The sequence below is a fragment of the Chryseobacterium sp. C-71 genome (assembly GCF_020911865.1).
Taxonomy (GTDB): Bacteria; Bacteroidota; Bacteroidia; order Flavobacteriales; family Weeksellaceae; genus Chryseobacterium.
In genome coordinates, this window is sequence record NZ_CP087131.1 from 3,735,630 (window position 1) to 3,758,209 (window position 22,580).

At 34.4% G+C, this 22,580-nt stretch carries 21 protein-coding genes, 4 tRNA genes and 1 pseudogene; 17 read left to right on the forward strand and 9 right to left on the reverse strand.

Annotated elements, in window-relative coordinates; genetic code table 11:
• The first annotated feature begins 128 nt into the window (after nucleotides 1–128).
• The 11 genes from LNP04_RS17290 (at nucleotide 129) to LNP04_RS17340 (ending at nucleotide 7,420) form a co-directional block, all read left to right on the forward strand.
• Entirely contained in the window at nucleotides 129–620 is a 492-nt protein-coding gene (locus LNP04_RS17290) for a lipocalin family protein (protein ID WP_229984131.1), read from the forward strand.
• A 23-nt stretch (nucleotides 621–643) separates the two neighbouring features.
• Entirely contained in the window at nucleotides 644–1,333 is a 690-nt protein-coding gene (locus tag LNP04_RS17295; protein WP_229984132.1) for an OmpA family protein, read from the forward strand.
• A 112-nt stretch (nucleotides 1,334–1,445) separates the two neighbouring features.
• A complete protein-coding gene (locus LNP04_RS17300; RefSeq protein ID WP_229984133.1) occupies nucleotides 1,446–2,330 on the forward strand; it encodes a decaprenyl-phosphate phosphoribosyltransferase in 885 nt (294 codons plus the stop codon).
• An 85-nt stretch (nucleotides 2,331–2,415) separates the two neighbouring features.
• Nucleotides 2,416–3,732, forward strand: coding sequence for an FAD-binding oxidoreductase (locus tag LNP04_RS17305; protein ID WP_229984134.1), 1,317 nt, complete (start codon nucleotides 2,416–2,418; stop codon nucleotides 3,730–3,732).
• A gap of 1 nt (nucleotide 3,733) precedes the next feature.
• The gene (locus LNP04_RS17310; protein ID WP_229984135.1) at nucleotides 3,734–4,459 is read left to right on the forward strand and encodes an SDR family NAD(P)-dependent oxidoreductase; all 726 of its coding nucleotides are present in this window, start codon (nucleotides 3,734–3,736) and stop codon (nucleotides 4,457–4,459) included.
• A gap of 6 nt (nucleotides 4,460–4,465) precedes the next feature.
• Complete coding sequence (locus tag LNP04_RS17315) at nucleotides 4,466–5,053, forward strand: HAD family hydrolase (RefSeq protein WP_229984136.1); 588 nt, start codon at nucleotides 4,466–4,468, stop codon at nucleotides 5,051–5,053.
• Between the two features lie 24 nt (nucleotides 5,054–5,077).
• Nucleotides 5,078–5,536 carry a hypothetical protein gene (locus LNP04_RS17320; RefSeq protein ID WP_229984137.1) on the forward strand — a complete coding sequence of 153 codons (459 nt, stop codon included), beginning with the start codon at nucleotides 5,078–5,080 and terminating at the stop codon, nucleotides 5,534–5,536.
• Nucleotides 5,537–5,538: 2 nt separating this feature from the next.
• A complete protein-coding gene (locus LNP04_RS17325) occupies nucleotides 5,539–6,714 on the forward strand; it encodes a cysteine desulfurase family protein (RefSeq protein ID WP_229984138.1) in 1,176 nt (391 codons plus the stop codon).
• Between the two features lie 70 nt (nucleotides 6,715–6,784).
• Nucleotides 6,785–7,102: a thioredoxin gene (gene trxA, locus LNP04_RS17330; protein ID WP_047445614.1), complete on the forward strand. Its 318-nt coding sequence runs from the start codon at nucleotides 6,785–6,787 to the stop codon at nucleotides 7,100–7,102.
• Nucleotides 7,103–7,234: 132 nt separating this feature from the next.
• Nucleotides 7,235–7,308 (forward strand) — tRNA-Asp (locus tag LNP04_RS17335).
• A gap of 38 nt (nucleotides 7,309–7,346) precedes the next feature.
• Nucleotides 7,347–7,420, forward strand: a tRNA-Asp gene (locus LNP04_RS17340).
• A gap of 118 nt (nucleotides 7,421–7,538) precedes the next feature.
• Here the strand turns inward: LNP04_RS17340 and LNP04_RS17345 are convergent.
• From LNP04_RS17345 to LNP04_RS17370, 6 genes and pseudogenes are all read right to left on the reverse strand, one after another.
• Nucleotides 7,539–8,481 (reverse strand): annotated as a pseudogene (locus LNP04_RS17345) (transposase).
• A gap of 127 nt (nucleotides 8,482–8,608) precedes the next feature.
• Entirely contained in the window at nucleotides 8,609–8,863 is a 255-nt protein-coding gene (locus LNP04_RS17350) for a hypothetical protein (protein WP_229984140.1), read from the reverse strand.
• 152 nt (nucleotides 8,864–9,015) lie between these two features.
• Nucleotides 9,016–9,088, reverse strand: a tRNA-Phe gene (locus LNP04_RS17355).
• A 115-nt stretch (nucleotides 9,089–9,203) separates the two neighbouring features.
• Nucleotides 9,204–9,276, reverse strand: a tRNA-Phe gene (locus LNP04_RS17360).
• A 96-nt stretch (nucleotides 9,277–9,372) separates the two neighbouring features.
• On the reverse strand, nucleotides 9,373–11,214 hold the full coding sequence (locus LNP04_RS17365; protein WP_229984141.1) for a lysophospholipid acyltransferase family protein: 1,842 nt from the start codon (nucleotides 11,212–11,214) through the stop codon (nucleotides 9,373–9,375).
• A gap of 23 nt (nucleotides 11,215–11,237) precedes the next feature.
• Nucleotides 11,238–12,476 carry an aspartate kinase gene (locus LNP04_RS17370; RefSeq protein WP_229984142.1) on the reverse strand — a complete coding sequence of 413 codons (1,239 nt, stop codon included), beginning with the start codon at nucleotides 12,474–12,476 and terminating at the stop codon, nucleotides 11,238–11,240.
• A gap of 318 nt (nucleotides 12,477–12,794) precedes the next feature.
• Between LNP04_RS17370 and fbp the strand changes: the two genes are divergently transcribed.
• Both fbp and LNP04_RS17380 read left to right on the forward strand, forming a co-directional pair.
• Nucleotides 12,795–13,811: a class 1 fructose-bisphosphatase gene (gene fbp / locus LNP04_RS17375; protein ID WP_047442521.1), complete on the forward strand. Its 1,017-nt coding sequence runs from the start codon at nucleotides 12,795–12,797 to the stop codon at nucleotides 13,809–13,811.
• Nucleotides 13,812–14,828 carry an o-succinylbenzoate synthase gene (locus LNP04_RS17380; RefSeq protein WP_229984143.1) on the forward strand — a complete coding sequence of 339 codons (1,017 nt, stop codon included), beginning with the start codon at nucleotides 13,812–13,814 and terminating at the stop codon, nucleotides 14,826–14,828.
• A gap of 220 nt (nucleotides 14,829–15,048) precedes the next feature.
• Here LNP04_RS17380 and LNP04_RS17385 read toward each other — a convergent pair whose 3' ends face one another.
• Nucleotides 15,049–16,182, reverse strand: coding sequence for an alpha/beta hydrolase (locus LNP04_RS17385; RefSeq protein ID WP_229984144.1), 1,134 nt, complete (start codon nucleotides 16,180–16,182; stop codon nucleotides 15,049–15,051).
• A gap of 161 nt (nucleotides 16,183–16,343) precedes the next feature.
• On the opposite strand from LNP04_RS17385, the gene LNP04_RS17390 reads away from it, so the two are divergent.
• Together LNP04_RS17390 and LNP04_RS17395 are read left to right on the forward strand one after the other, a co-directional pair.
• Nucleotides 16,344–18,017, forward strand: coding sequence for a glutamine--tRNA ligase/YqeY domain fusion protein (locus tag LNP04_RS17390; protein WP_229984145.1), 1,674 nt, complete (start codon nucleotides 16,344–16,346; stop codon nucleotides 18,015–18,017).
• Nucleotides 18,018–18,261: 244 nt separating this feature from the next.
• Entirely contained in the window at nucleotides 18,262–19,431 is a 1,170-nt protein-coding gene (locus tag LNP04_RS17395; protein WP_229986319.1) for an MFS transporter, read from the forward strand.
• Between the two features lie 550 nt (nucleotides 19,432–19,981).
• Here LNP04_RS17395 and LNP04_RS17400 read toward each other — a convergent pair.
• Both LNP04_RS17400 and LNP04_RS17405 read right to left on the reverse strand, forming a co-directional pair.
• Nucleotides 19,982–20,998, reverse strand: coding sequence for a TQO small subunit DoxD (locus tag LNP04_RS17400; RefSeq protein ID WP_229984146.1), 1,017 nt, complete (start codon nucleotides 20,996–20,998; stop codon nucleotides 19,982–19,984).
• A 48-nt stretch (nucleotides 20,999–21,046) separates the two neighbouring features.
• Complete coding sequence (locus tag LNP04_RS17405; RefSeq protein ID WP_229984147.1) at nucleotides 21,047–21,430, reverse strand: hypothetical protein; 384 nt, start codon at nucleotides 21,428–21,430, stop codon at nucleotides 21,047–21,049.
• A gap of 122 nt (nucleotides 21,431–21,552) precedes the next feature.
• Between LNP04_RS17405 and LNP04_RS17410 the strand changes: the two genes are divergently transcribed.
• Together LNP04_RS17410 and LNP04_RS17415 are read left to right on the forward strand one after the other, a co-directional pair.
• The gene (locus tag LNP04_RS17410; RefSeq protein ID WP_229984148.1) at nucleotides 21,553–21,873 is read left to right on the forward strand and encodes a MazG-like protein; all 321 of its coding nucleotides are present in this window, start codon (nucleotides 21,553–21,555) and stop codon (nucleotides 21,871–21,873) included.
• Nucleotides 21,870–22,421, forward strand: coding sequence for a DNA-3-methyladenine glycosylase I (locus LNP04_RS17415; protein WP_229984149.1), 552 nt, complete (start codon nucleotides 21,870–21,872; stop codon nucleotides 22,419–22,421). The genes LNP04_RS17410 and LNP04_RS17415 overlap by 4 nt, the downstream gene beginning before the upstream one ends.
• The last annotated feature ends 159 nt before the right edge of the window (nucleotides 22,422–22,580 follow it).

Genomic DNA, 22,580 nt, shown 5'->3' on the forward strand with positions numbered 1-22,580 from the left:
GCCCGATTTCTTCGGGCTTTTATTTTTTTTAAGAATTTGCTTTGGCACGGTTTTTTATACTAACTTTATGAATAATAAACAAATCGATAAAATCGCTTTTCGGTTTTATCTGATATAAAAAAAAACATATGAAAAAGTTATTACTTGCGGGAATTTTGGGAACATCACTTTTTGCTGTGTCTTGTTCCACGGTTAAAAAAGGTGCAGACGCACAGAGCAACAGATCAGAATTTCTTAAAATGAAAGGAGATTTCCAAATTGTAAGCATCGAGTACGACAAGCAATATAAAATCAAGCCTTTTGATGAAGGCGCAGATGCACAATGTTTCGTTGGGAGTCACTGGAGATTCATTCCAAATAATTATACAGGAGCATATACATTAAACGGTGGCGGTAACTGCCCTGCATTGACTCAGCCAATTAAATTTGAAGTAAAAGACGGAAACACATTTTTATTCAAAAAAATTCAGGACGGAACAAAAGCTAAACAAAATACTGTAGGTTACACACTTGATGTAATCAATATGACAACAGATCAGTTTTCATTAGAGCAAAATGTACCATTTGATGGAAGTACAGTAAGAGTTGTTTACAACTTTGAAAGAGCTGGAATGAAATAATTTAACTATTTAAAATAAACATAATGAAATTTAATAAAACATATATAGGAGCATTTTTCTTATCATCAGCATTATTGCTTACAAGCTGTGAGGCTGTACAGAATTCTAATCATCAGCAAAGAGGTACCGCAGTAGGTGTTGCTTCCGGAGCTGTAATTGGTGGTGTTCTTGGGAACAATGTAGGTAAAGGTAAAAATGCAGCATTAGGTGCTGTTCTAGGAGGTATTATCGGTGGTGTTGCAGGTAACGTTATCGGTAACAAAATGGATAAACAGGCTAAAGACATTAAAGAAACTTTACCTGGTGCAGAAGTAGAAAGAGTAGGTGATGGTATTAAAATCACGATGAATGAAAGCATTGTTACTTTTGCGTTTGATTCTTCTGATCTTACATCATTAGCAAAAACAAACTTAGATAAGTTAACTCAGGTGTTAGTAAATAATCCTGACACAAACATCAACATTTATGGTCACACAGACAGCAAAGGTGCTGATGATTATAATCAAAAGCTTTCTGAAAGAAGAGCTAATTCCGTGAGATCTTACTTAATGTCAAAAGGAATTTCTTCAAGCAGACTTTTTGCTTTAGGTGAAGGTGAAGCTATGCCTGTAGCATCAAATGATACAGATGCTGGTAGAGCTAAAAACAGAAGAGTAGAGTTTGCTATTACAGCAAATGAAAAAATGATTAATGACGCTCAGCAAGGGCAGTAATCGTTAACATATAAATATTATCATAAAAGACCGCCTTGGCGGTTTTTTTTGTATTTTTAAACGGCATTTTTTTTGGTTTAAAATCACTATTTTTGCAAACGAAATTACATAAATGAAAAAATATCTAAAACTACTTCGTGTAGAGCAATGGGTGAAAAATCTATTTGTTTTTGTGCCTTTGTTTTTTTCGGGAAGTATTCAAAATATAGACCTGCTTACAAAAAGTATCTTTGCATTCGTCATTTTCTCTCTGGCGGCAAGTGTTGTTTATATTCTGAATGACTACAATGATATCGAAGCAGATCGCCAACACCCGGAAAAAAGAAGAAGACCTTTGGCAAGCGGTGCTATCTCAAAAAGAAAAGCACTGAGTATTCTTGCAGGTTTAATCGGTTTAGATATCGCTCTGATCTTCTTTGCACAATTTAGTTTCAATGAAAGCCTGTGGAAGTTTGCAGCCATTATTGGGATTTATTTTGTGATGAATCTTGCCTATACCTTTAAGCTGAAACACGTTCCCATTATCGATATATTCATCATTGCCACAGGATTTGTTCTTAGAGTTCAGGCAGGCGGATATATTACAGGAATCTTTATTTCTCAGTGGGCAACTTTATTGACTTTTGTGCTAGCATTGGTTTTAGCCATCGGAAAAAGACGTGGCGAACTGATTAATGCTCAGGTTTCAGGCAAAACAAGAAAAGCGCTTGATGGTTACAATGTACAGTTTGCAGACATTGCACTTTCTATTTCAGTGACATTGGCAATTGTCTGTTATCTGATGTTTACATTATCTCCGGAAATTCAGCTTAAATTACATAAAGCCGTATTTTACACGGTGATTTTTGTTGTTTTCGCTTTTTTAAGATATTTACAGCAAACGTTGGTGTACAACAGAACCGAATCTCCCACAAAAATTGTTTACAGAGATCGATATATTCAGGTTACATTATTATTATGGGTTGCCGCATTTTTAATTCTAATTTATTTTAAATAATGGAATTGAGCAGACTAAATAGTATAAACAATAATGAAAATTCTATGGTGATTGCATCTGAACTAACAAAAATAATTAATCACAGATGAAACCAAATTTCACACAAAAAGTTACAAATTGGGGCAATTTTCCAATCGTGGAAAAAGAAATGAGGTCTGAAGACAGCTTCAAAAAAATAAAAGAATTTGTACTCAATCACAATGAAGTTATTGCAAGAGGAAACGGCAGATGCTACGGCGACGCTTCTTTGGGCGAAAACATTTTCTCTACCAAAAAACTTAATAAATTTATCAGCTTCGACCGTCTCAACGGAATTATCGAATGCGAATCCGGAGTTTTACTTTCCGAGGTTTTAGAAATTTCTGTACCGCAGGGTTATTTTTTATATGTAACTCCAGGAACGAAATTTATTTCTATAGGTGGGGCAATTGCATCAGACGTTCATGGTAAAAATCATCATGCCGAAGGTTGTTTTTCAGAATATGTTACCGAATTTAAATTAATGACAGAGAACGGTGATATTATCATCTGTTCACGAGAAGAAAATTCAGATAAATTTTGGGCAACCATCGGCGGAATGGGACTCACCGGAATTATTCTTTCAGCAAAATTTAAGCTTAAAAATATTGAAACCGCTTATATTCGTCAGGAAAGCATCAAAGCTGAAAATTTAGATGAAATATTCAGACTTTTTGAAGAAAGTGAAAGCTGGACATACACAGTTGCCTGGATCGACTGTCTTCAAAAAGGAAAAAATATAGGAAGAAGTATTTTGATGCGAGGCGAACATGCTTTCAGACATGAACTGACAGGAAATGATGCTAAAAATCCTTTAGTTTTAAAAAAGAAATTCTCTCCGACAGTACCTTTTTATTTCCCGAATTTTGTTTTGAATGCTTTGACGGTGAAGATTTTTAATTTTCTTTATTATAAAAAGCAATCTAAAAAAGAGGTGAAGAATTTTACTGACTACGAAACATTTTTCTATCCTTTGGATGCCGTAACCGACTGGAATAAAATCTATGGAAAATCAGGATTTATTCAATATCAAATGGTGATCCCAAAAGAAACCGGAAAAGAAGGGATGAAAAAAATCCTTGAAACCATCGCCAATAGTGGAAACGGATCTTTCTTGGCAGTTTTAAAGCTTTTTGGTGAAAATAATCCTGAAGCATACAATTCATTCCCGACCGAAGGGTATACTTTGGCTCTGGATTTTAAAGTGAATTCAAAACTGAAAAAGCTGGTTGATCAGTTAGATCAGATCGTTCAGGAGTTTGGCGGAAGAATTTATTTAACAAAAGACAGCATGAGCAGATCTTCACTTACAGCTTATCTGAAAAATGTCAACAGTTCAAAATTTGTGTCTTTACAGCACAAAAGAATTTTAAATAATAAGTAGAATGATAGTTCTGGGAAGTACATCGGAAGTAGCGCAGGCATTTGTAGAAAAGGCTTTGCAGGAAGGCGAAAAGTTTGAAAGAATTTATCTTTTTACCTCAAATAGAGAAACCACGGAGCGATTTGCAAGACATATTGACGTTAAATTTTTGCAACAGTCTGAAATTATAGAATTAGATTTAACGAAAACAATCAATTATTCTGAGTTTGACCAAATCAACTCCAGTGTGCTGTTTTGTGCAACGGGTTATTTGGGAGAAGGCACAGAAGAAGGTCTTTATGACAACAAAAATACAGAGAGAATTATAGATATCAATTACTCAAAATTAGTTCCGGTAATGAATTATTTTGCTCAGAAATTCGAAAGCAGAAGATCGGGAACTATCATCGGACTATCATCGGTTGCGGGTGACAGAGGAAGACAGAGTAATTTTATCTATGGGAGCGCAAAAGCAGCATTCACAGCTTATTTAAGTGGTTTGAGAAATTATCTTTTTGAAAAAAAAGTACATGTAATGACCGTAAAACCGGGATTTATGGCAACCAAAATGACAGAAGGTTTACCTTTGAATCCGAAATTGACGGTAACTCCAAAAAAAGCTGCAGAGTGTATTTATAAAGCATTCAAAAAACAAAAAAATATAGTATACGTTTTACCGATTTGGGGCGTTATTATGTTAATCATCAGAAATATTCCAGAATTTATTTTTAAGAAATTAAAGCTTTAATTAAGTATGAAAAAATTGTATTGTTTTGATTTTGACGGCACATTGACTTATAAGGATACGATGTTTATGTATCTTAAATTTTATAATCCATCAAAATTTCGGGTACAGTTTGTAAAACATATTCCGCTTTTTATTTTATTAAAATTAAAATTGGCGGAGACTGAAAAGGTAAAGAAAAGCTTTATCGGTTCTATTTTAAAAGGCCAGCTTCAGACCAAAATTGAAGAAAAGTCTAAACAGTTTTTTGAAGAAAATTATCCGAAAATTGTAAGAGAAAATGCCTTGGATTTCATTGGAAATATAGACAGAGAAAATACTGAAAGTCTTATGGTAACAGCTTCCCTGGATATATGGGCTAAACCATTTGCTGAAAAATTGCAGATGAATCTTGTTTCTACAAAAGCAGAATTTAAAAATGGTGTTTTCACAGGTAATTTTATTGGTAAAAACTGCAACGGAAAAGAGAAATTAGAAAGAATAAAAAAAGAAATTTCTGATGATAAATACGATAAAATCATAGCTTTTGGAGATACCTCGGGTGACAAGCCAATGCTGAAATGGGCGAATGAAGGACATTACCAATTTTTTCACTAATTTTGAAAGATTAATAAAAATAAAATGAATAAGTTGCTAATTGTATGTTTTGCATTCATCATGAGTTGTACAAGCACAACTGCACAAAAATCTGACGGTATGCAAACTAAAGGAGAAATTCTCGCTTCCGAAACTCAAGGTGGAGCAGAGCAGGCTAGTTTTACAATCATCAAAGATCAACAGCAACTCGAAAAAGAGATAACAGAAAATTTCGCTGCTTCAGGTATGGAGCCAGTCATGCAAATTCCTGTTTTTCCTAAAGATCAAAAAGTTGTTTTGTACAATTTAGGAACTTTCAATTCTGGAGATCACAAGGTTTCAACGATTAAAAGTATTTCTGTGAAGAAAAATATTTTATACGTAGAAGTTCCGGAATATCAATCGGGAGGTATGGAAATTCAGGTAATGTCGAATCCTTGGTTTATATTCTCTGTTCCTTCAAATTATCAGTTCAATTCAGTAGAATTAAAATATTCAAAATAAAAATGAATAAAATATATTTAGATAACGCTGCCACAACGCCGCTTTCAGAAGAAGTTATCGATGCCATGGTAGAAACCATGAAGATGAATTTTGGGAATCCGTCTTCAACACATAGTTTCGGACAAGATGCTAAGATTTTAATCGAAAATGTAAGGAGGCAGGTTGCAGAATATCTTCACGTGAGTCCGGCAGAGATTATTTTTACGTCTTGCGGAACAGAATCCAACAATATGATCATCAAATCAAGTGTTTCACATTTGGGAGTTGAGAGAATTATCAGTTCGCCTTTGGAGCATAAATGTGTTTCTGAGAGTATTTTAGATATGAAAAATAGGAAAGGTGTTGAGGTTGCTTACATTCGTCCGAATGAAAAGGGAGATATTGATTTAAATAAACTGGAAGAATTGCTAAAAGCTTCTGATAAAAAAACTTTGGTAAGTTTGATGCATGCTAATAACGAAATCGGAAACATTGTAGATATCAAAAAAATTGCGGAATTGTGTAAAGCAAATAATGCATTATTTCATTCTGATACGGTGCAGACAATGGCTCATATGAATTTAGATTTGTCTGATATTCCTGTTGATTTTGCTTCTTGCAGTGCACATAAATTTCACGGTCCGAAAGGAATTGGTTTTGCTTTCATAAGAAAATCGAGCGGATTAAAAGGAATTATCACTGGCGGTCCTCAGGAAAGAAGTTTGAGAGCAGGTACAGAAAATGTGAGTGGTATTGCAGGTTTAGGAAAAGCGTTAGAGCTTTCACTTAACAACATGGATGCATATACACAGCACATGCAGAATATTAAAAAATACACTATCGATAGAGTTTCTGAAGCGATTCCGGGAATTAAATTTAATGGGAGAAGCTCTGAAGCTGAAAATAGTTTGTATACGGTGGTAAGCCTTTTATTACCTTATAAAAACCCTTTAATCGGTTTGCAGTTGGATATGAAGGGGATTGCTGTTTCTCAGGGCAGCGCATGCTCGTCTGGTGCTTCAAAACCATCAATGGTAATGATGATGGTGCTTTCTGAAGACGAAATGGATGATTGCACACCTTTACGTGTTTCATTCAGTCACATGACAACAAAAGAAGATATTGATACTTTTGTGGATGCTTTAGCAGAAATTTCGAAAGATTTAATCATAGAAAATACAAATGTTGAGCATAGATAAGCTATTCGCTTAAAAGTGGTAATTTTGATCTCAGAATTTAAATAGAATATTAATAATTAAAAATAAAAAAATGGCTTTAGAAATTACGGACAGCTCGTTCCAGGAAACAGTTTTGAAATCTGATAAACCAGTATTGGTAGACTTTTGGGCAGTATGGTGCGGACCGTGCAGAACTTTGGGACCAATCATCGAAGAAGTAGCAGCAGATTTTGAAGGAAAAGCTGTGGTAGGAAAAGTAGATGTAGATAACAATCAGGAAATTTCTATGCAGTACGGAATCAGAAATATCCCTACAGTTCTTATTTTTAAGAATGGTGAAGTAGTTGATAAATTGGTTGGTGTAACTCCAAAAGAGATCATCGCTGAGAAATTGAGCGCACACTTATAAAAAAAATCGCTTTGATAATGAATGCTTTCCGTGTCGGGAAGCATTTTTTTTATAAAAATACTTGCAGATTCGCATTAAAGTTGTATTTTTGCAACCACAATAACAGAGGGTACAAGCTTAGTTATAGTAAGAGATCCGGTAGTTCAGCTGGTTAGAATGCCGCCCTGTCACGGCGGAGGTCGCGGGTTCGAGTCCCGTCCGGATCGCAAAAAGTTTTTATTCAATTTACTTTTAAAAGAAAATTGATCCGGTAGTTCAGCTGGTTAGAATGCCGCCCTGTCACGGCGGAGGTCGCGGGTTCGAGTCCCGTCCGGATCGCAACTACAATATCAAAGTAGTCCAAAAAGCTTTAAAACATACGTTTTAAAGCTTTTTTTGTTTCGTGTATTGGTAATGATTCAGGACTCAATACTGATCAATTCCAAAAACTTGGGGACTAGGCAAAAAGTTTGTATAATCTAAAGAGGAAAAACGCTCTGTCTTTTACACATTTAAGTTGTAATCTAAAGTTTTTTATTTTGGCATTGAAAGATTCAGCAGCGGCATTGTACTTCTTGCTTCAAAATAATTGAGAATATCGTTGTAATGATTTATAATGGTGTTCCTTAGTGTAGAAAATGATTTAAAACCCGACTCTTCAACATTCTTAAACCAATGAGCAAGCTTTAGCATAGCAACCGATCTGGAGTTGTTTTGATTGTATATTTTTCTTAAATCATCTGATGAATGGGAATTTTTTTCTAAGTCAGGATATTCTCTAAACAAGATTTTTGCTCGTGTACTTTGATTTTTTGTCCATTTTTCCCTGCTTTTGTAAAGTAAATATCGGCTTCTTGACAAGAGTTGTTTTCGGGTATCGCCGTTTTCAAATATCTGAATTTCAGGTTTTACTTTTTTGTCTTTGGATTGTTTTAAAATTTCATTTTCTAAATCAATTGCTTCCCATCGATATTGAATTCTGAGCTCCTGAACAGCTTCTATAGCGAGTTTCTGGACATAGAATCTATCGACAACCTGCATCGCATTGGGAAGGCATTGTTTTGCGATAAGCTTCATAGAACCCGCCATATCTAAAGTGATTTCTTTTACTTTCTGTCTTATTTTTCTGCTGATTTTAAAAAGTCTGTCGGCTACTTCCCGGCTTTTTGTTCCTTTGATGATGTCAATAATACTTCCTTTTCTGCCTCGTGCAGTCTTGGAGGTAAGCACCATATAGAGTTCTCCTTGAGACAATGCCACTTCGTCTAAGGATAGGCGGTGAGAACGTTTTCGGGATAAATAATCCAATTTTCTGCATGAGATTTCTGCTTCCGGTCTTTAAACTCACTGAGTGATTTTTTGTACTGCCTTCGGAATTTTTTGCCGTTAATACCATACATTTCACCAATGGTTTATAAGGGAAGTGCTTTAGTGTCGGCTGATTTTTTTTAGAACTCTGCAAAATCCTGTGTCATGCGAGTGCCTTTAGCGATGAGTTTCCAGTCCCGATGAACAATGTTTCCAGAATTAATATCCGTCCATCTTCTGCGTTTGATATAGAGGTTTTACAGGTTTTCCCCGAAGCGGAAAATCATCCACTGTAATGGTTTCATAAAATCCTTTCGATTGAAGTTGATGAGACGAGAACTCTTTAGGTATTGTGCTTTTTTCTTTAAAATACAGGTAAGGCAAACTTTCTTTTTCTTCACATTTTACAATATCGAAATATTCCACTAAGTATGGTAGAAGTAAAAACTTTAGTAATTCTTGTTCGCTGAACATACAACAAAGTTGTCACTTTTTATCTTCCCCCAGATTTTGATACTGAGGTTTCAATACTGAGCCGATAATTTGTATTTTTTTTGATATTGCATCAAAAAAATATCCCTTCAAATCGTTCAATTTGAAGGGATGTTAGAATTTGTTTAATTTTGTGGTTTCTCCAGGAATCGAACCAGGGACACATGGATTTTCAATCCATTGCTCTACCAACTGAGCTAAGAAACCATTTTGGTTTGTAATTCGTTTTGAAGTGATGCAAAAGTAATAATAAATATTAAATTCTGCAAATTACTTTTAAACAATTTTGAAAAGAAAACCGCCTGATGAAAGGCGGTTTAAGTGGTTTCTCCAGGAATCGAACCAGGGACACATGGATTTTCAATCCATTGCTCTACCAACTGAGCTAAGAAACCATTGATTTACTTCGTTGTTTTAAAGTGATGCAAAAGTAGGAAGTTTTGGTATATGAAGCAAATATTAATCAAACTTTTTTATTATTCTATTAAAACCTACTGATTTTCAGTCTGATTATTTTCCTGCTCTTTTCTTATTTGCTCGCTCATCTCCTCTAAAACAGGCTTAATCGTACTTTCAGGAAGATCGCTGATTCTGATATACATCAATCCGTCAATCGCATCATTAAAATTTGGGTCAACATTAAAAGCAATTACCTTGGCATTTTGCTTAATGTATTTCTTAATTAAAACAGGCATTCTCAGTTCTGGTTCCAGATCATCGATGATTTTATCTAATTTATTCAAATCAGATTCCATTTCATCTAAGAAAAGATGTTTATCACGATCTCTCAGTTTTACTTTAAAATCATTTCTTGGAGTAATGTATTGAGCGACAGCGGAATCGTAGTAATTTGATCGCATAAACTCTATCATTAAAGATTTAGAAAACTCAGAAAATTTATTAGAAATACTTACGCCTCCCATTAGGAATTTATGATCCGGATTTCTCAAACAAACGTGAACAATCCCACGCCATAAAAGGAATAAAGGAAGTGGTTTTTGCTGATATTCTTCGCAGATATAAGCACGTCCCATTTCAATAACCTTTTTGAAAAACGGATGAATATCTTGTTCAAATTCAAATAAAGAACTCGTGTAAAAGCCTTTAATTCCGAATTTTTTCATTACATCTTTACCCAAAGCCATTCTGTAAGCGCCTGCAAGTTTTTCTGCAGCGTTATCCCACAAAAATAAGTGATGGTAATGTTTATCATATTCATCAAGATCAAACGGTAAATTACTTCCTTCACCCACCGCACGGAAAGTCAGTTCTCTCTGTCTCCCGATTTCCCTCATCACAGAAGGGATTTCTTCGTATGCTGTAAAATAAATTTCGTAATTACCGTTGCTGAAGAGCATTTTGTCGGTTCCGCGAAGTTTAGAAATATCTTTAATTAAATCTTCTTTCGGAGTTTCGTCGATAATATTCTGAACGATGTTTTCTTCTCGTAAAAGCTGGAATTTCAGTGATAAATTTTTAAGGTTGATCACCTGTGCCAGAGATTTCCTTTTTTCGTAGTAAGATTTCATCATATAAACCTTACGCTTCAGAAACTCTCCCAATTCCTCAATATTTTCCATCTCATCCATTGTCTTTACAGTGATAGGTTTTCCTATTCTGATTCTGATGGGTTTCTCACGGTCATTCATCATTTCCGCAGGAAGCATAATGGTCTGTAAGTTAGGGTGGATTTTGGCTACCTGATAAAATAAAGTGCTGTTCTTCGCATGAAAATACATTGGGACAACAGGAACTTTTGCCATCTTTATAAGCTTCAAAGCTGGTTTTTCCCACTCTCTGTCCAGAATCTCACCATAAGGATTATTCTTGTTTGAAACTTCTCCGGCAGGGAAAATTCCTACGCAGCCACCATTTTCAAGATGTTTCAATGTTTCACGCATTCCGGTTGCACTGTTTCTGACTTCTTTTCTTCCTTCAAAAGGATTTACAGCAATCACAAACGGTTCCATGGGTTTTATTTTTTCTAAAAGAAAATTTCCCATCACTTTGAAATCCGGACGTACTTCTGAAAGAATTTTACACATCAAAATTCCGTCGATTGCACCCAGCGGATGATTAGAAACCAATATGAACGGTCCTGTTTTTGGTATTTTTGCTAAATCTTCCTCAAACGCAACATAGCTTAAATTCCTTTCTCTCACGAAAGAATCGAAAAAATCTTTACCTTCTTTGTCTTTCAGCTTGTCATAAAGTCTGTTGACTTCATTTATTTTTGCAATGCTCATGACAGCAGACGCAACAGGATTCTTGAGAAATCCTATTTTATGCAAGCCGGAAGCTTTGATTAAATCAGTTTTCGATATTAAGCTCATCTGTGGTTTAGTCGGAATTAGTTTTACAATGTTACCATTTGAAGTGTGTTTTTTGAAATCTGTTCCAATAATACACTTTTTTCTTGGTAAAATTTGTTGATGTTCTCCATTTTTGCATTTCTTACCGTAAATAAAGATACATTTTTTATAACTTCGGTTTTGAAAATTTTCTGAAGTTCATTATTCAGCTCCTCAATTTTAAGGAATTTATCTTCAAGGCATAACGCCAATGAAATTGCAGAATTCTGCATCAAAGAGACTTTGATTTTATGTTTAGCTAAATTGTTGAAAATCAAGCTCATGTGGTCTTCTGCAATGAATGAGAAATCTCTTGTTGAAATTTTAAGCAAAGTTTGATCACTTTTTAAAATATAAGACTCTTCACTTTGATTTTTGTCAGAAGCACCTACTTTGGTTCCTTCTTTTGTAGGGTCTACAAAAGATTTCACATAGAAAGGAATATTTTTTTGCTGAAGTGGTTGTAAAGTTTTCGGGTGAATAACGCTTGCGCCAAAATAGGCCATTTCTATTGCCTCTTCATAAGATATATTAGATAAAAGCGTAACGTCTTTAAAAATTCTTGGATCACCCGTCATTACTCCAGGAACGTCTTTCCAAATCGTCATCGCTGTTGCATCAAGACAATATGCGAAAATTGCAGCAGAATAATCTGAGCCTTCTCTTCCCAAAGTTACAGTGAAATTATTGTCATCAGAACCAATGAAACCTTGAGTTACATAGCAAATGTTAGAATTTAAATTCGATATGAATTCTTCAGTTTTTTGCCAATTCACATTACCATCTCTGTAAGAGTCGTCTGTTTTTATAAAGTCTCTTGCATCAAGCCATTGGTTGGTAAACTGTATATCATTAAGATATTCGCTTACAATTTTGGTAGATATCATTTCTCCACAGCTTACAACCTGATCGTACACAAAATTATAGTTAGGAGATTTATTTCTTCTTAAAAATGAAACAATGTCGTCAAAAAACAAGTTTATTTCTTCAAAAGCTGCATGGTCGTCTGAGAAAAGCCCCTTGGCTATTTCGATGTGTTTCTGTTTTATATTCTCAATTTCAGTTTGATAGTTGTCTTTTTTGAAATACATTTCTACCACCTTTTCCAGCTCATTCGTGGTTTTACCCATCGCTGAAATTACCAATAGACATTTTTCAAAACCCTGGCTGCTAAGAACCATTGATACATTTTTTACACTTTCAGCGTCTTTCACAGATGCGCCACCAAACTTGAAAATTTTCATTAAATTGTTAAGAATAAAATTGTTAGATATAAATCATTCACGTTTTTTTCGGAGGTCAAAATTAGACATTTACGATGAGATATGAAATAGTGCATCGGCAGGTTGAATTAAGATTTAATTAAAATTACCGTAAAAGAGATGAAATATTGCTTTCTTAGGTGTGTATTTTGGGAGTAACGCTGACAGTCTGTTTCCTAATTATTTAAGTGAAATTTAGGTTTAAGATGTTGATTAATAGTGTTTAAAGTCTTTTATGAGAAAATGTTTTTTAGTGTGATAAATTTTACGAAATTTGACGGTAAAGTAAAAAACATAAAAATGTCAGATCAACCGTTACAGACTTTAGGAGAATTTTTAATTGATAAACAGGAAGATTTTCAGTATTCCACTGGTGAATTTTCACGTCTTCTAAGTGCTATAAGGCTGGCATCCAAGGTCGTAAACAGAGAAGTTAATAAGGCAGGGATTGTAGATATTACAGGCGCTGCAGGAAATCAGAATATTCAGGGTGAAGAGCAGCAAAAGCTTGATGTGATTGCAAATGATATCTTTATCACGGCACTTTCTCAAAGAGAAGTTGTCTGCGGAATTGCTTCTGAAGAGAATGACGATTTTATCGACATCAAATGTGGAGAAAATGGTCATTTAAGTAAATATGTAGTATTGATCGATCCTTTGGATGGTTCTTCAAATATAGACGTTAATGTTTCTGTAGGAACTATTTTTTCAATTTACAGAAGAGTTACCGAGCCTGGTACACCTGTGCAGTTGGAAGATTTCTTACAAAAAGGGATTAATCAGATTGCTGCAGGATATGTAATTTACGGTTCGTCTACGATGATTGTTTACACAACAGGAAACGGCGTGAACGGATTTACATTAGATCCTTCTTTGGGAACATATTATCTTTCTCATCCTAATATGACTTTCCCAAGAACTGGTAAAATTTACTCCATCAATGAAGGAAATTATATTAAATTCCCCCAGGGAGTTAAAAATTACCTGAAATATTGTCAGATGGAAGAAGGTGACCGTCCTTACACTTCAAGATATATCGGTTCGTTGGTAGCAGATTTTCATAGAAATATGCTGAAAGGTGGAATTTACATTTACCCATCTTACGGTCAGTCGCCTAACGGAAAGCTGAGATTGTTATATGAGTGTAATCCGATGGCATTCTTGGCTGAACAAGCTGGTGGAAAGGCAACAGACGGTTTCAGAAGAATTATGGAGGTTGAACCTACCGAACTTCACCAGAGAATACCATTCTTTGCGGGTAGTATCGATATGGTAGAGAAAGCCGAAGAGTTTATGCGAATCGACAGCGTAAAATAAATGAAAGCAGAATATTTTAGATATTTATTAAAATTCAAACGCCCGAGTGGAACATCTCGCGGCGTTTTGTATGAAAAGGAAACTTTTATTCTTGAAATTTCTGATGACGGAAAAAAAGGAGTAGGAGAGTGTGCTATTTTCAGAGGACTGAGTTTTGATGACCGACCGGATTATGAAGAAAAATTAAAATGGTTGTGTGAAAATATTGATCAGGACTTTGAATTTTTAAAAGAAGAATTAAAAGAATTTCCTTCCATTTGGTTTGGGTACGAACAAGCTTTGTTGAATTTAAAACATGGCGGAAAACTCTATTTTCCAAGTGAATTTACAGAAGGTAAAAGCTCAATGATGATCAACGGGTTGATCTGGATGGGCGATTTTGGTTACATGGAAGAGCAGATTCAGGAAAAATTAGCACAGAGTTTTGATTGTATTAAATTAAAAATCGGAGTCGACTGGAAATCTGAACATGAAATTCTTCAAAAATTAAGACAAAAATTCTCAAAAGAAAAATTGGAACTGCGTGTTGATGCCAACGGCGGATTTTCTAAAGATGAAGCTAAAATCGTATTGCAACAATTGGCAGATTTGTATATTCATTCAATAGAGCAGCCTATAAGAGCAGGAAATTGGAATGACATGGCAGAATTGTGCGCGCAAACTCCAACACCAATTGCTTTAGACGAAGAGTTGATAGGAGTGATTAATTTTACTGAAAAGAGAAAACTTTTAGAAGCTATACAACCTCAATATATTATCTTGAAACCATCTTTGGTTGGCGGAATTTCTGGTTCTGACGAATGGATATCTTTAGCCGAACAAAATAATATTGGCTGGTGGATTACTTCTGCGCTGGAAAGTAATTTAGGTCTAAATGCAATTGCACAATATACATTTACAAAAAACAATCCTATGCCTCAAGGTTTAGGAACAGGAGGTCTTTTCACAAACAATTTTGAAAGTCATTTGGAATTAAAAGGAGATCGATTATTTTTTTTAAGTAAAGTAGTTTTTTAAATCAATAATTTCCGTTTAAAATTAATTCTGTGTGATTAAATCACGTCTTTTCTAATGAACATTGCTTTCTTTATATAGTCTAAAATATAAGAAAACTTTTTTTTGACTCTTTTCATAATAGTATATATAGTTTTGGTTTATCTGAAGGAACTTGGGTAGGACAAAGGTCGTACCATTTTTAATGATTGTGAATAAAATTACTATTCAATGCATTGTAATTTTATTCTGAAATAAGGGTAAAAGTATATTCATTATTTTTTATTCTGTTAGTAATTAAATTTCTGTCAACTCCATTCAATGTTTGAAAAATATCATCCTGAGCTTGTGAACTTGAAAGGTATCCCCAATGGTTTCCAAACTCAAATTTGAAAGAGTTTTTCAAATCGTTTTCAATAAAAGTACAGTCGACAATCGATACAATATCTTTAAAATGTTCAATATTTGAAGGTCCGTTTTTTCCTAATCTTGGGGTAAGAATGTTTTTTGTAAACTGAGAAATTCCCAGAATGGCATCTTTTCTGTTTAAGTAAATAGAAACCCGGTTTGCCAATAAGGGAAGCTTGTTAAAAGAATTTTCCTCATCATCAAATACTTTATAAGAAACATCAGCATTTAACAATAAAACTTGGTCAATCACTCTTAGCACATTTTCTTTTTTTAAACTGTACAACATACTTTGAAGCACTCTGTTCCCCATAGAATGCGTCATCAGGTGAATGTGTTGATTGCATGGTTTCAGATCCTTATTGGAGAAAATATCTTTTAAAAATTGAGTGTAGAAATAAAACATTCTCACCAATGAGGTTCCGGAATTGATGCTTGCAGCTTTGTCATCAAAGTAGGTCATTGGAACCAAACTGCTTGAAGCCGGCCAACTCACAAACAAAATATGTTCAATCGGAGATTCGTGATTATCGATAAAGAGTTTTTTGAGATCAATTATGGCTTTCAGTTCATCATCAAATGTATATGCGTACCCATGAATAAATATCAAAACATCGCTCCTCACCTTTGTGGAAGACATGTTTTTGTATAATTCATAAAACATTCTCTGAGTTCCGCCGAGATTATTTGCCGTTAATTTTGAGTTTTTTAAACCTTTTTCGTTTAATAAAACCTCCAAAACTTCTTCATATCCTTGTTTTTCAGGTTCGGAAAACAATTGATAGTCTAAAATTTTTCTATTGGAATAATCTTTTTTCTTTTTTGTCTGAGAAGTTGGCTCTGTGAAATTTTCAAAATTACATCTCGCAATCCTGAAATTTGGGATTGAATATTCGTCGTTGGAGAAAGAATCAGTCTTTTCGCGTTTGTGCCGAACAATTTTGCGGTTGCTGAGAATATAGACAGCCATTATTAATAGTTTTGGAAGTGTAATTTTGGTTGAATAAAGTTCGGAATAAATTTTCAATTGTGTGTGAATTCATTGTTAAAAATATCGTTTTTTTTAACCCTTAAATTTTCTTAAATTTGCAAATTGCTGTGTAAGTTATGCAGCAACGTAAGTTTACTCTAATGGAAGAAGAAAAAAAATCACTCAATTTTATTGAGCAAATTATAGAAGATGATTTGGCAAACGGTATGAGAAATGATCAGATCCGTTTCCGTTTTCCGCCGGAACCCAATGGTTATCTGCATGTAGGTCACACAAAAGCGATCTGCATCAACTTTGGTTTGGGCGAAAAATATAATGCTCCTGTAAACCTTCGTTTCGACGATACAAACCCTGAAAAAGAAGAGCAGGAATTTGTAGATTCTATCATGAAAGATGTTGAATGGTTAGGTTTCAAATGGGATAAAGTGTTGTATGCATCAGATTACTTCCAGCAGCTTTACGATTGGGCAGTTCAATTGATTAAAGAAGGTAAAGCTTATGTAGACGAGCAACCATCGCAAACGATTACCGAGCAGAGAAAAAATCCTGCAGAACCAGGTGTAGAATCACCTTTCAGAAATCGTCCTGTGGAAGAATCTTTAGAGTTATTCGAAAAGATGAAAAACGGTGAATTTGAAAGTGGTTCAATGTCACTGCGTGCAAAAATCGATATGGTTTCGCCAAATATGAATATGCGTGACCCTGTTATGTATAGGATTTTAAACAAGCCACACCATAGAACCGGTACAGATTGGAAAATTTATCCGATGTATGACTGGGCTCATGGTGAATCTGATTATATCGAACAAGTTTCGCATTCATTGTGCTCTTTAGAGTTTGAAAACCACAGACCGCTTTACAACTGGTATTTAGACCAGGTGTACGAAGAAGGTAAGGTTAAAAATAAGCAAAGAGAATTTGCGAGGATGAATGTTTCTTATATGATTACTTCCAAACGAAAACTACAAAGGCTAGTCGCTGAAAATGTAGTGAATGGTTGGGATGATCCTAGAATGCCTACGATTTCCGGAATGAGAAGAAAAGGGTATACACCAACTTCTATCAGGAACTTTATTGAGAAGGTAGGTGTTGCCAAGAGAGAAAATTTAATTTCCATTCAATTATTGGATTTCTGCGTGCGTGAAGACCTGAATAAAGTTGCAAAACGTGTCATGGCAGTCGTTGATCCGGTAAAATTGGTCATTGAGAATTATCCTGAAGGACAAGAAGAATGGTTAGAGACTGAGAACAATCCTGAGCAGGAAAATGCAGGAACAAGAGAAGTTCCATTCTCAAGAGAATTATATATTGAGCGTGAAGATTTTCAGGAAGAAGCTAATAAAAAATTCTTCAGATTAAAATTGGGTGGCGAAGTCCGTTTAAAATCGGCGTATATCATCAAAGCTGAAAGAGTGGATAAGGATGAAAACGGAGAAATCACAACAATCTACGCTACTTACGACGAAAAATCGAAGTCAGGAAGCGGAACTGAAGAGAGTTTAAGAAAAGTAAAAGGAACACTTCATTGGGTTTCTGCATCACATGCTATTCCTGTAGATGTCAGAATTTACGATAACTTATTCACTGTAGAACAGCCTGATGCTGAGAAAGATGTAGATTTCTTAAATTTCATCAATCCGGATTCTGTTTCTACCATTCAGGGATTTGCTGAGCCAAGTTTGAAAGATGTTGCTGTGGGCGAACCGCTACAGTTCCAGAGAATTGGATATTTTACGAAAGATCAGGATTCTACGGATACAAATTTTGTATTCAACAGAACAGTAACTTTAAAAGACTCCTATAAGCCGGAGTAAAAATTTATTTATATCACTATAAATAAAACAGGGCTTAATTTTTTAAGTCCTGTTTTTTTTCGTCATTTCGAGTGTTTTTCGAAATGAAATGAAGAAAAATGTATCGAGAACTATCAATGAACTTCTCGATACGATTTTCTTCAAAAATCTACTCGAAGTGACGTTATTAATCAATAAATCAGAAATTGTGAAACTTTTACATATATATACAAGTTCTTACAAAGGACTTTCAAAAGAAAGCTGGATGCTGGCATTGGTAATGCTGATCAACCGTTCCGGCTCTATGGTACTTCCGTTTTTGGGAGTATACATGACTGCGCATCTGAAATTCAGTATAGAAAATACCGGAATTGTTTTAAGCTTTTTCGGAATCGGTTCGGTAATCGGTTCTTGGTTAGGCGGATTTATTACCGATAGAATCGGAGAGTACAAAGTTCAATATCTTAGTTTATTATTGAGTGTACCTTTGTTTTGCTTAATTCCGCTTTTTAAAACGGAGGCAGGTGTTGCTTTAATTATTTTACTGCAAAGTATTGTAAGTGATTCATTTCGCCCGGCGAACTCTGTAGCAATTACAAAATATGCAAAGCCTGAAAATATTACGAGAGCATTTTCGCTAAACCGAATGGCGGTCAATTTAGGATTTTCGATTGGTCCTGCTTTAGGTGGAATTTTGTCAGCAATTTCTTATGATTTTTTGTTTTACAGTAATGCTTTAGCAGCTTTATTGGCGGGTTTAATCTATATTTGGTTTTTCTACAAAAGAAATAGACTGGCAAAAATAAAAGCAAAAAAGGTACAAGAAGTTATAGAAATTAAGAAAGAAAACTCGCCATATAGTGACGGTAAATTCTTGATTTACTGTTTCTTTTGTATGTTATTTTCAATCTGTTTCTTTCAGTTATTCAGTACATTGACCATATTTTACAAAGATACTGCGCATTTAAGTCAGCAAAGTATTGGATATATTTTAGGATACAGCGGATTTTTGGTGGTTTTACTTGAAATGGGATTGGTTCAGATTGCCGAAAAGTATTTTACTTTGGCTCGTACCATGTTTTTAGGAACATTTATTTGCGGACTTTCGTACGCAATGCTTGGCTTCGATCATAGCATTATCACTTTGGTGATTTCAATGAGCCTCTTGTCTGCGGGTGAAATTTGGGCGTTGCCTTTCATGTCAACCATTACAGCTTTACGTTCAGGCAAAAATAATAAAGGCGCGTACATGGGATTGAATGGAATTTCCTTTTCGATTGCATTTATCGTTACGCCTTATTTAGGAACTTTAATTGCCGAAAAATTCGGGTTTAATATTCTCTGGATAGGCACCGGAATCTTGGCGACCATGATAGCCATTGGTTTTTATTTTATCGTGCCTTGGATGTTAAAAGATAAAGAAACTCAAGTTTAGTCTTAAATAAAATATTGGATGAAGTCGAAAATTCTATCGACCAATCAAGAAAAAAGCTACAGAATTTCTGTAGCTTTTCTTTGTGTAATATGTATTCAAATAAAAACTGACATTCATTAAAAACAATATTTAAAATCATTTTCAAATCAAATTATACAGTTTTTTTGAAATTAGATATATTTTATCTCAAACTCCTCACACTTACATAAGGTTTCTTATCTGGCAGGCACAAGGAAAATAGCATTGTCATTAATCGTGTCGCCGGCATCAAAATAGTAACTTCCAATGACAGGAAGAATGTTGGTAATGTTGAAAACTAACCTTCAGACCGTTGACATCTACAGTTTCACCGTCAGAAATTTCCTGAGTCTTTGCGAAAGTTCAGAAACTGTTGAATGTTAAAACTAAAAGTAAAAGAATTGAGTTTTTCCACGTGATATGATTTTGGTGATTTTTATTGATATAAAATTTACAAAATAATGAGAGTTGATAAAGCTAAATTTCCTCATATTCAGAAAAAGTTTGAGCATGAGGAAATGTAAAACTTATGTTATTCGATTTTTGATATCCACTCTGCGCCACTGATATCAGTTAATTTGATAATAGAAATCTTTTCATTTTGAATTAAAGCTTCTTTTATATCTAAACTTAAATCTGCTTTTGCACCTAAGGGAATAATCAAACTGTGCTTTCCGGGTTTTACTTTTGCCACATAATGATTATGAATATTTTCTTTTGAGAATTTTGAAAGTTCTTTTCCATTCAATGATTGGATAACTTTCCCTTTTTCGTTGAGAAAATCAATTCCTATAAGAAAAGAGCCATAGACATCTGCACCTTCCGTTCTGTAAATTTCAAATTTAATCTGTGAATGATTCATCTTAATATTAGATATTTCAATCTTTGGTTTTACCGATTTATTGTGCAAAGTTCCAAAGACACCACCATGAAAATATTGATTGGTAAATAAGGTAAGTCCAAAAATAACAAGTGATCCCAATAAGACAAAATACTTATAATTTAACATGGAAAATTGACCGGAACCTAACCATTTAAACCATTTTTTCTGTGTAAAACCGTATTGTTTATTGTTAAAATATTGGTCTAAAGAATAAGATCCGCTTCCTGTGAGAAAAAGAGTAAATCCACACGCTATTCCCAAAACCCCTATTTGCCATTCGTCTAAGCAAGTCGTACCGATCCAACCTGAACCCAATAATATGCCCATTGCTAAACCGAAAACTCCTAAAGCCATTAATCTTGTGAATAACCCAAGAATTATGAATAGTCCTACAATCCCTTCGATAATGGTAAAACTAATCATAGAGGTTTGCAGCGCATCGGGATGAGTTATCAAATACTCGATAATGGGTTTTATTCCCAAAGCATTGGGCAAAAAGTGATTGAATTTTTCACCGATATATCCCGCTTCATCAGGTATCAGTTTGTTTTCGAGGATAAGTCTGCGCCAAAAAGCTGAAAAGTAGGTCCACCCAATGACAAGACGGATTGGTAAAGCATATAAACCAGCCACATCAAAGGACTGATTTGTTGTATTGTTTTTCATTAAAATTTATTTAAAAATTGATACTAAAAATGAATTTTTGAACGAAATCTAAATCATATATAACTTCAACTGTTTAAATAAAATATATTTTGGTGGACTGTTTCCGGATGTGTTTCCAGAATAGTTTTTGAGAACGACAGTTTTATTTTCAGAATAGCCATTTACTGATTGTAAAATGTCAGAAAATAGATGGTTTTTAAATTTAAAATCAGCTTTTAAAAATGAAACCTTTGCAGAAGAACTGATACTCTGACAACTTGAAAATGATAATGCGGTTGTTTTTACTTTGTTGAGAGAACTTGTATGCTGAATGTTGAAAATCCCCAACACATCTCTCTTTAGTGAGCACGGAGATAATGAAAACGCCACAACAAGCATCACTACAATCGCTTTGTATATTTTTATATGGAGTTTTACATTTGACATCTTCACAAAACTACGGTTTTTATTTGTATTGGATTTTTTCAGATTTAATTTCTTACTTAATTTTTTTTGCTACTGACTAACAGTTGTCAATAGTACATCTTATCTTTGTTAATTGTAAAATATAAATGATGGAATACAATAATTTAGACAAAATTATTGAACGCTCACTAGCAATCAGAGAAAAATACCACAAGTTAGAAATTCAGCAAAACGGAACTGAGTGGACACTTGAGCAAGATGCTTTGGCATATCTTACAGATGCAGGGTTGGTTGGCAGAAATGTGATGTCTCATGAAAAAACGTGGTCAAAAAAGAATTCTGCTGAAGAATTGGAACATAAATTAGGCGAAAATATCTGGTGGCTCATTGTTTTGGCAGATCGCACCGGAATTGATATGAAAGAAGCTTTAGATAAATTTTTAACAAAAACAGAAAACCTATTCTCATGAGTTATTGTTCAGTAATCGAAAGAATGCAGCCAGAAAGCAGAAAAGAATTGCACAAAAAATATCACGACAACCATTATGGCTTCCCGATTCATGATGACAACGAATTGTTCGGAAGACTCGTCATGGAAATCAATCAGGCAGGTCTGAGCTGGGAAACAATCTTGAAAAAGGAAGAAAGTTTCAGAAAAGCATATGACAATTTTAATATTGAAAAAATTGCCGCTTACACCGAAGAAGACCGCAAAAGATTATTAAGCGATCCTGGAATTATCAGAAATAAACTGAAAGTCAACGCTGCCATAGAAAATGCCAAAACCATTATTGAACTTCAAAAAGAATTCGGATCTTTTGAAAAATGGCTGGAACATAATCATCCGAAAGATTTACAAGAATGGATGAAATTATTCAAAAAAACATTCAAATTCACAGGCGGAGAAATTGTGAATGAGTTTCTGATGAGCATTGGTTTTTTGAAAGGGGCTCATGCTGAAGATTGTGCTGTGAATGAGGAGATTCTGAGGCATAATCCGATGTGGAGGAGAGGGTAGGTTACTGTTTGTCATTCTGACGAAGGAAGAATCTCTAAAATTTTATTTTCAACTTCAATTTTTTATGAATGTCCGTTTTTAGTCATAACGCTGAAATGAATAGTCATTTTGTCATTCCGGAGGAATCTCAACACACTGAAAATAAAGCAGTTTAGATTC

Coding starts and splice junctions, on each gene's coding strand:
- LNP04_RS17320 (WP_229984137.1), top strand. CDS start 5,078: ATGAATAAGTTGCTAATTGTATGTTTTGCATTCATCATGAGTTGTACA.
- LNP04_RS17365 (WP_229984141.1), bottom strand. CDS start 11,214: ATGAGCTTAATATCGAAAACTGATTTAATCAAAGCTTCCGGCTTGCAT.
- LNP04_RS17400 (WP_229984146.1), bottom strand. CDS start 20,998: ATGAAAAACAATACAACAAATCAGTCCTTTGATGTGGCTGGTTTATAT.
- LNP04_RS17295 (WP_229984132.1), top strand. CDS start 644: ATGAAATTTAATAAAACATATATAGGAGCATTTTTCTTATCATCAGCA.
- LNP04_RS17415 (WP_229984149.1), top strand. CDS start 21,870: ATGAGTTATTGTTCAGTAATCGAAAGAATGCAGCCAGAAAGCAGAAAA.
- LNP04_RS17410 (WP_229984148.1), top strand. CDS start 21,553: ATGGAATACAATAATTTAGACAAAATTATTGAACGCTCACTAGCAATC.
- LNP04_RS17395 (WP_229986319.1), top strand. CDS start 18,262: ATGCTGGCATTGGTAATGCTGATCAACCGTTCCGGCTCTATGGTACTT.
- LNP04_RS17310 (WP_229984135.1), top strand. CDS start 3,734: ATGATAGTTCTGGGAAGTACATCGGAAGTAGCGCAGGCATTTGTAGAA.
- trxA (WP_047445614.1), top strand. CDS start 6,785: ATGGCTTTAGAAATTACGGACAGCTCGTTCCAGGAAACAGTTTTGAAA.
- LNP04_RS17390 (WP_229984145.1), top strand. CDS start 16,344: ATGGAAGAAGAAAAAAAATCACTCAATTTTATTGAGCAAATTATAGAA.
- LNP04_RS17350 (WP_229984140.1), bottom strand. CDS start 8,863: ATGTTCAGCGAACAAGAATTACTAAAGTTTTTACTTCTACCATACTTA.
- LNP04_RS17385 (WP_229984144.1), bottom strand. CDS start 16,182: ATGGCTGTCTATATTCTCAGCAACCGCAAAATTGTTCGGCACAAACGC.
- LNP04_RS17300 (WP_229984133.1), top strand. CDS start 1,446: ATGAAAAAATATCTAAAACTACTTCGTGTAGAGCAATGGGTGAAAAAT.
- LNP04_RS17380 (WP_229984143.1), top strand. CDS start 13,812: ATGAAAGCAGAATATTTTAGATATTTATTAAAATTCAAACGCCCGAGT.
- LNP04_RS17305 (WP_229984134.1), top strand. CDS start 2,416: ATGAAACCAAATTTCACACAAAAAGTTACAAATTGGGGCAATTTTCCA.
- LNP04_RS17370 (WP_229984142.1), bottom strand. CDS start 12,476: ATGAAAATTTTCAAGTTTGGTGGCGCATCTGTGAAAGACGCTGAAAGT.
- LNP04_RS17290 (WP_229984131.1), top strand. CDS start 129: ATGAAAAAGTTATTACTTGCGGGAATTTTGGGAACATCACTTTTTGCT.
- LNP04_RS17315 (WP_229984136.1), top strand. CDS start 4,466: ATGAAAAAATTGTATTGTTTTGATTTTGACGGCACATTGACTTATAAG.
- LNP04_RS17325 (WP_229984138.1), top strand. CDS start 5,539: ATGAATAAAATATATTTAGATAACGCTGCCACAACGCCGCTTTCAGAA.
- fbp (WP_047442521.1), top strand. CDS start 12,795: ATGTCAGATCAACCGTTACAGACTTTAGGAGAATTTTTAATTGATAAA.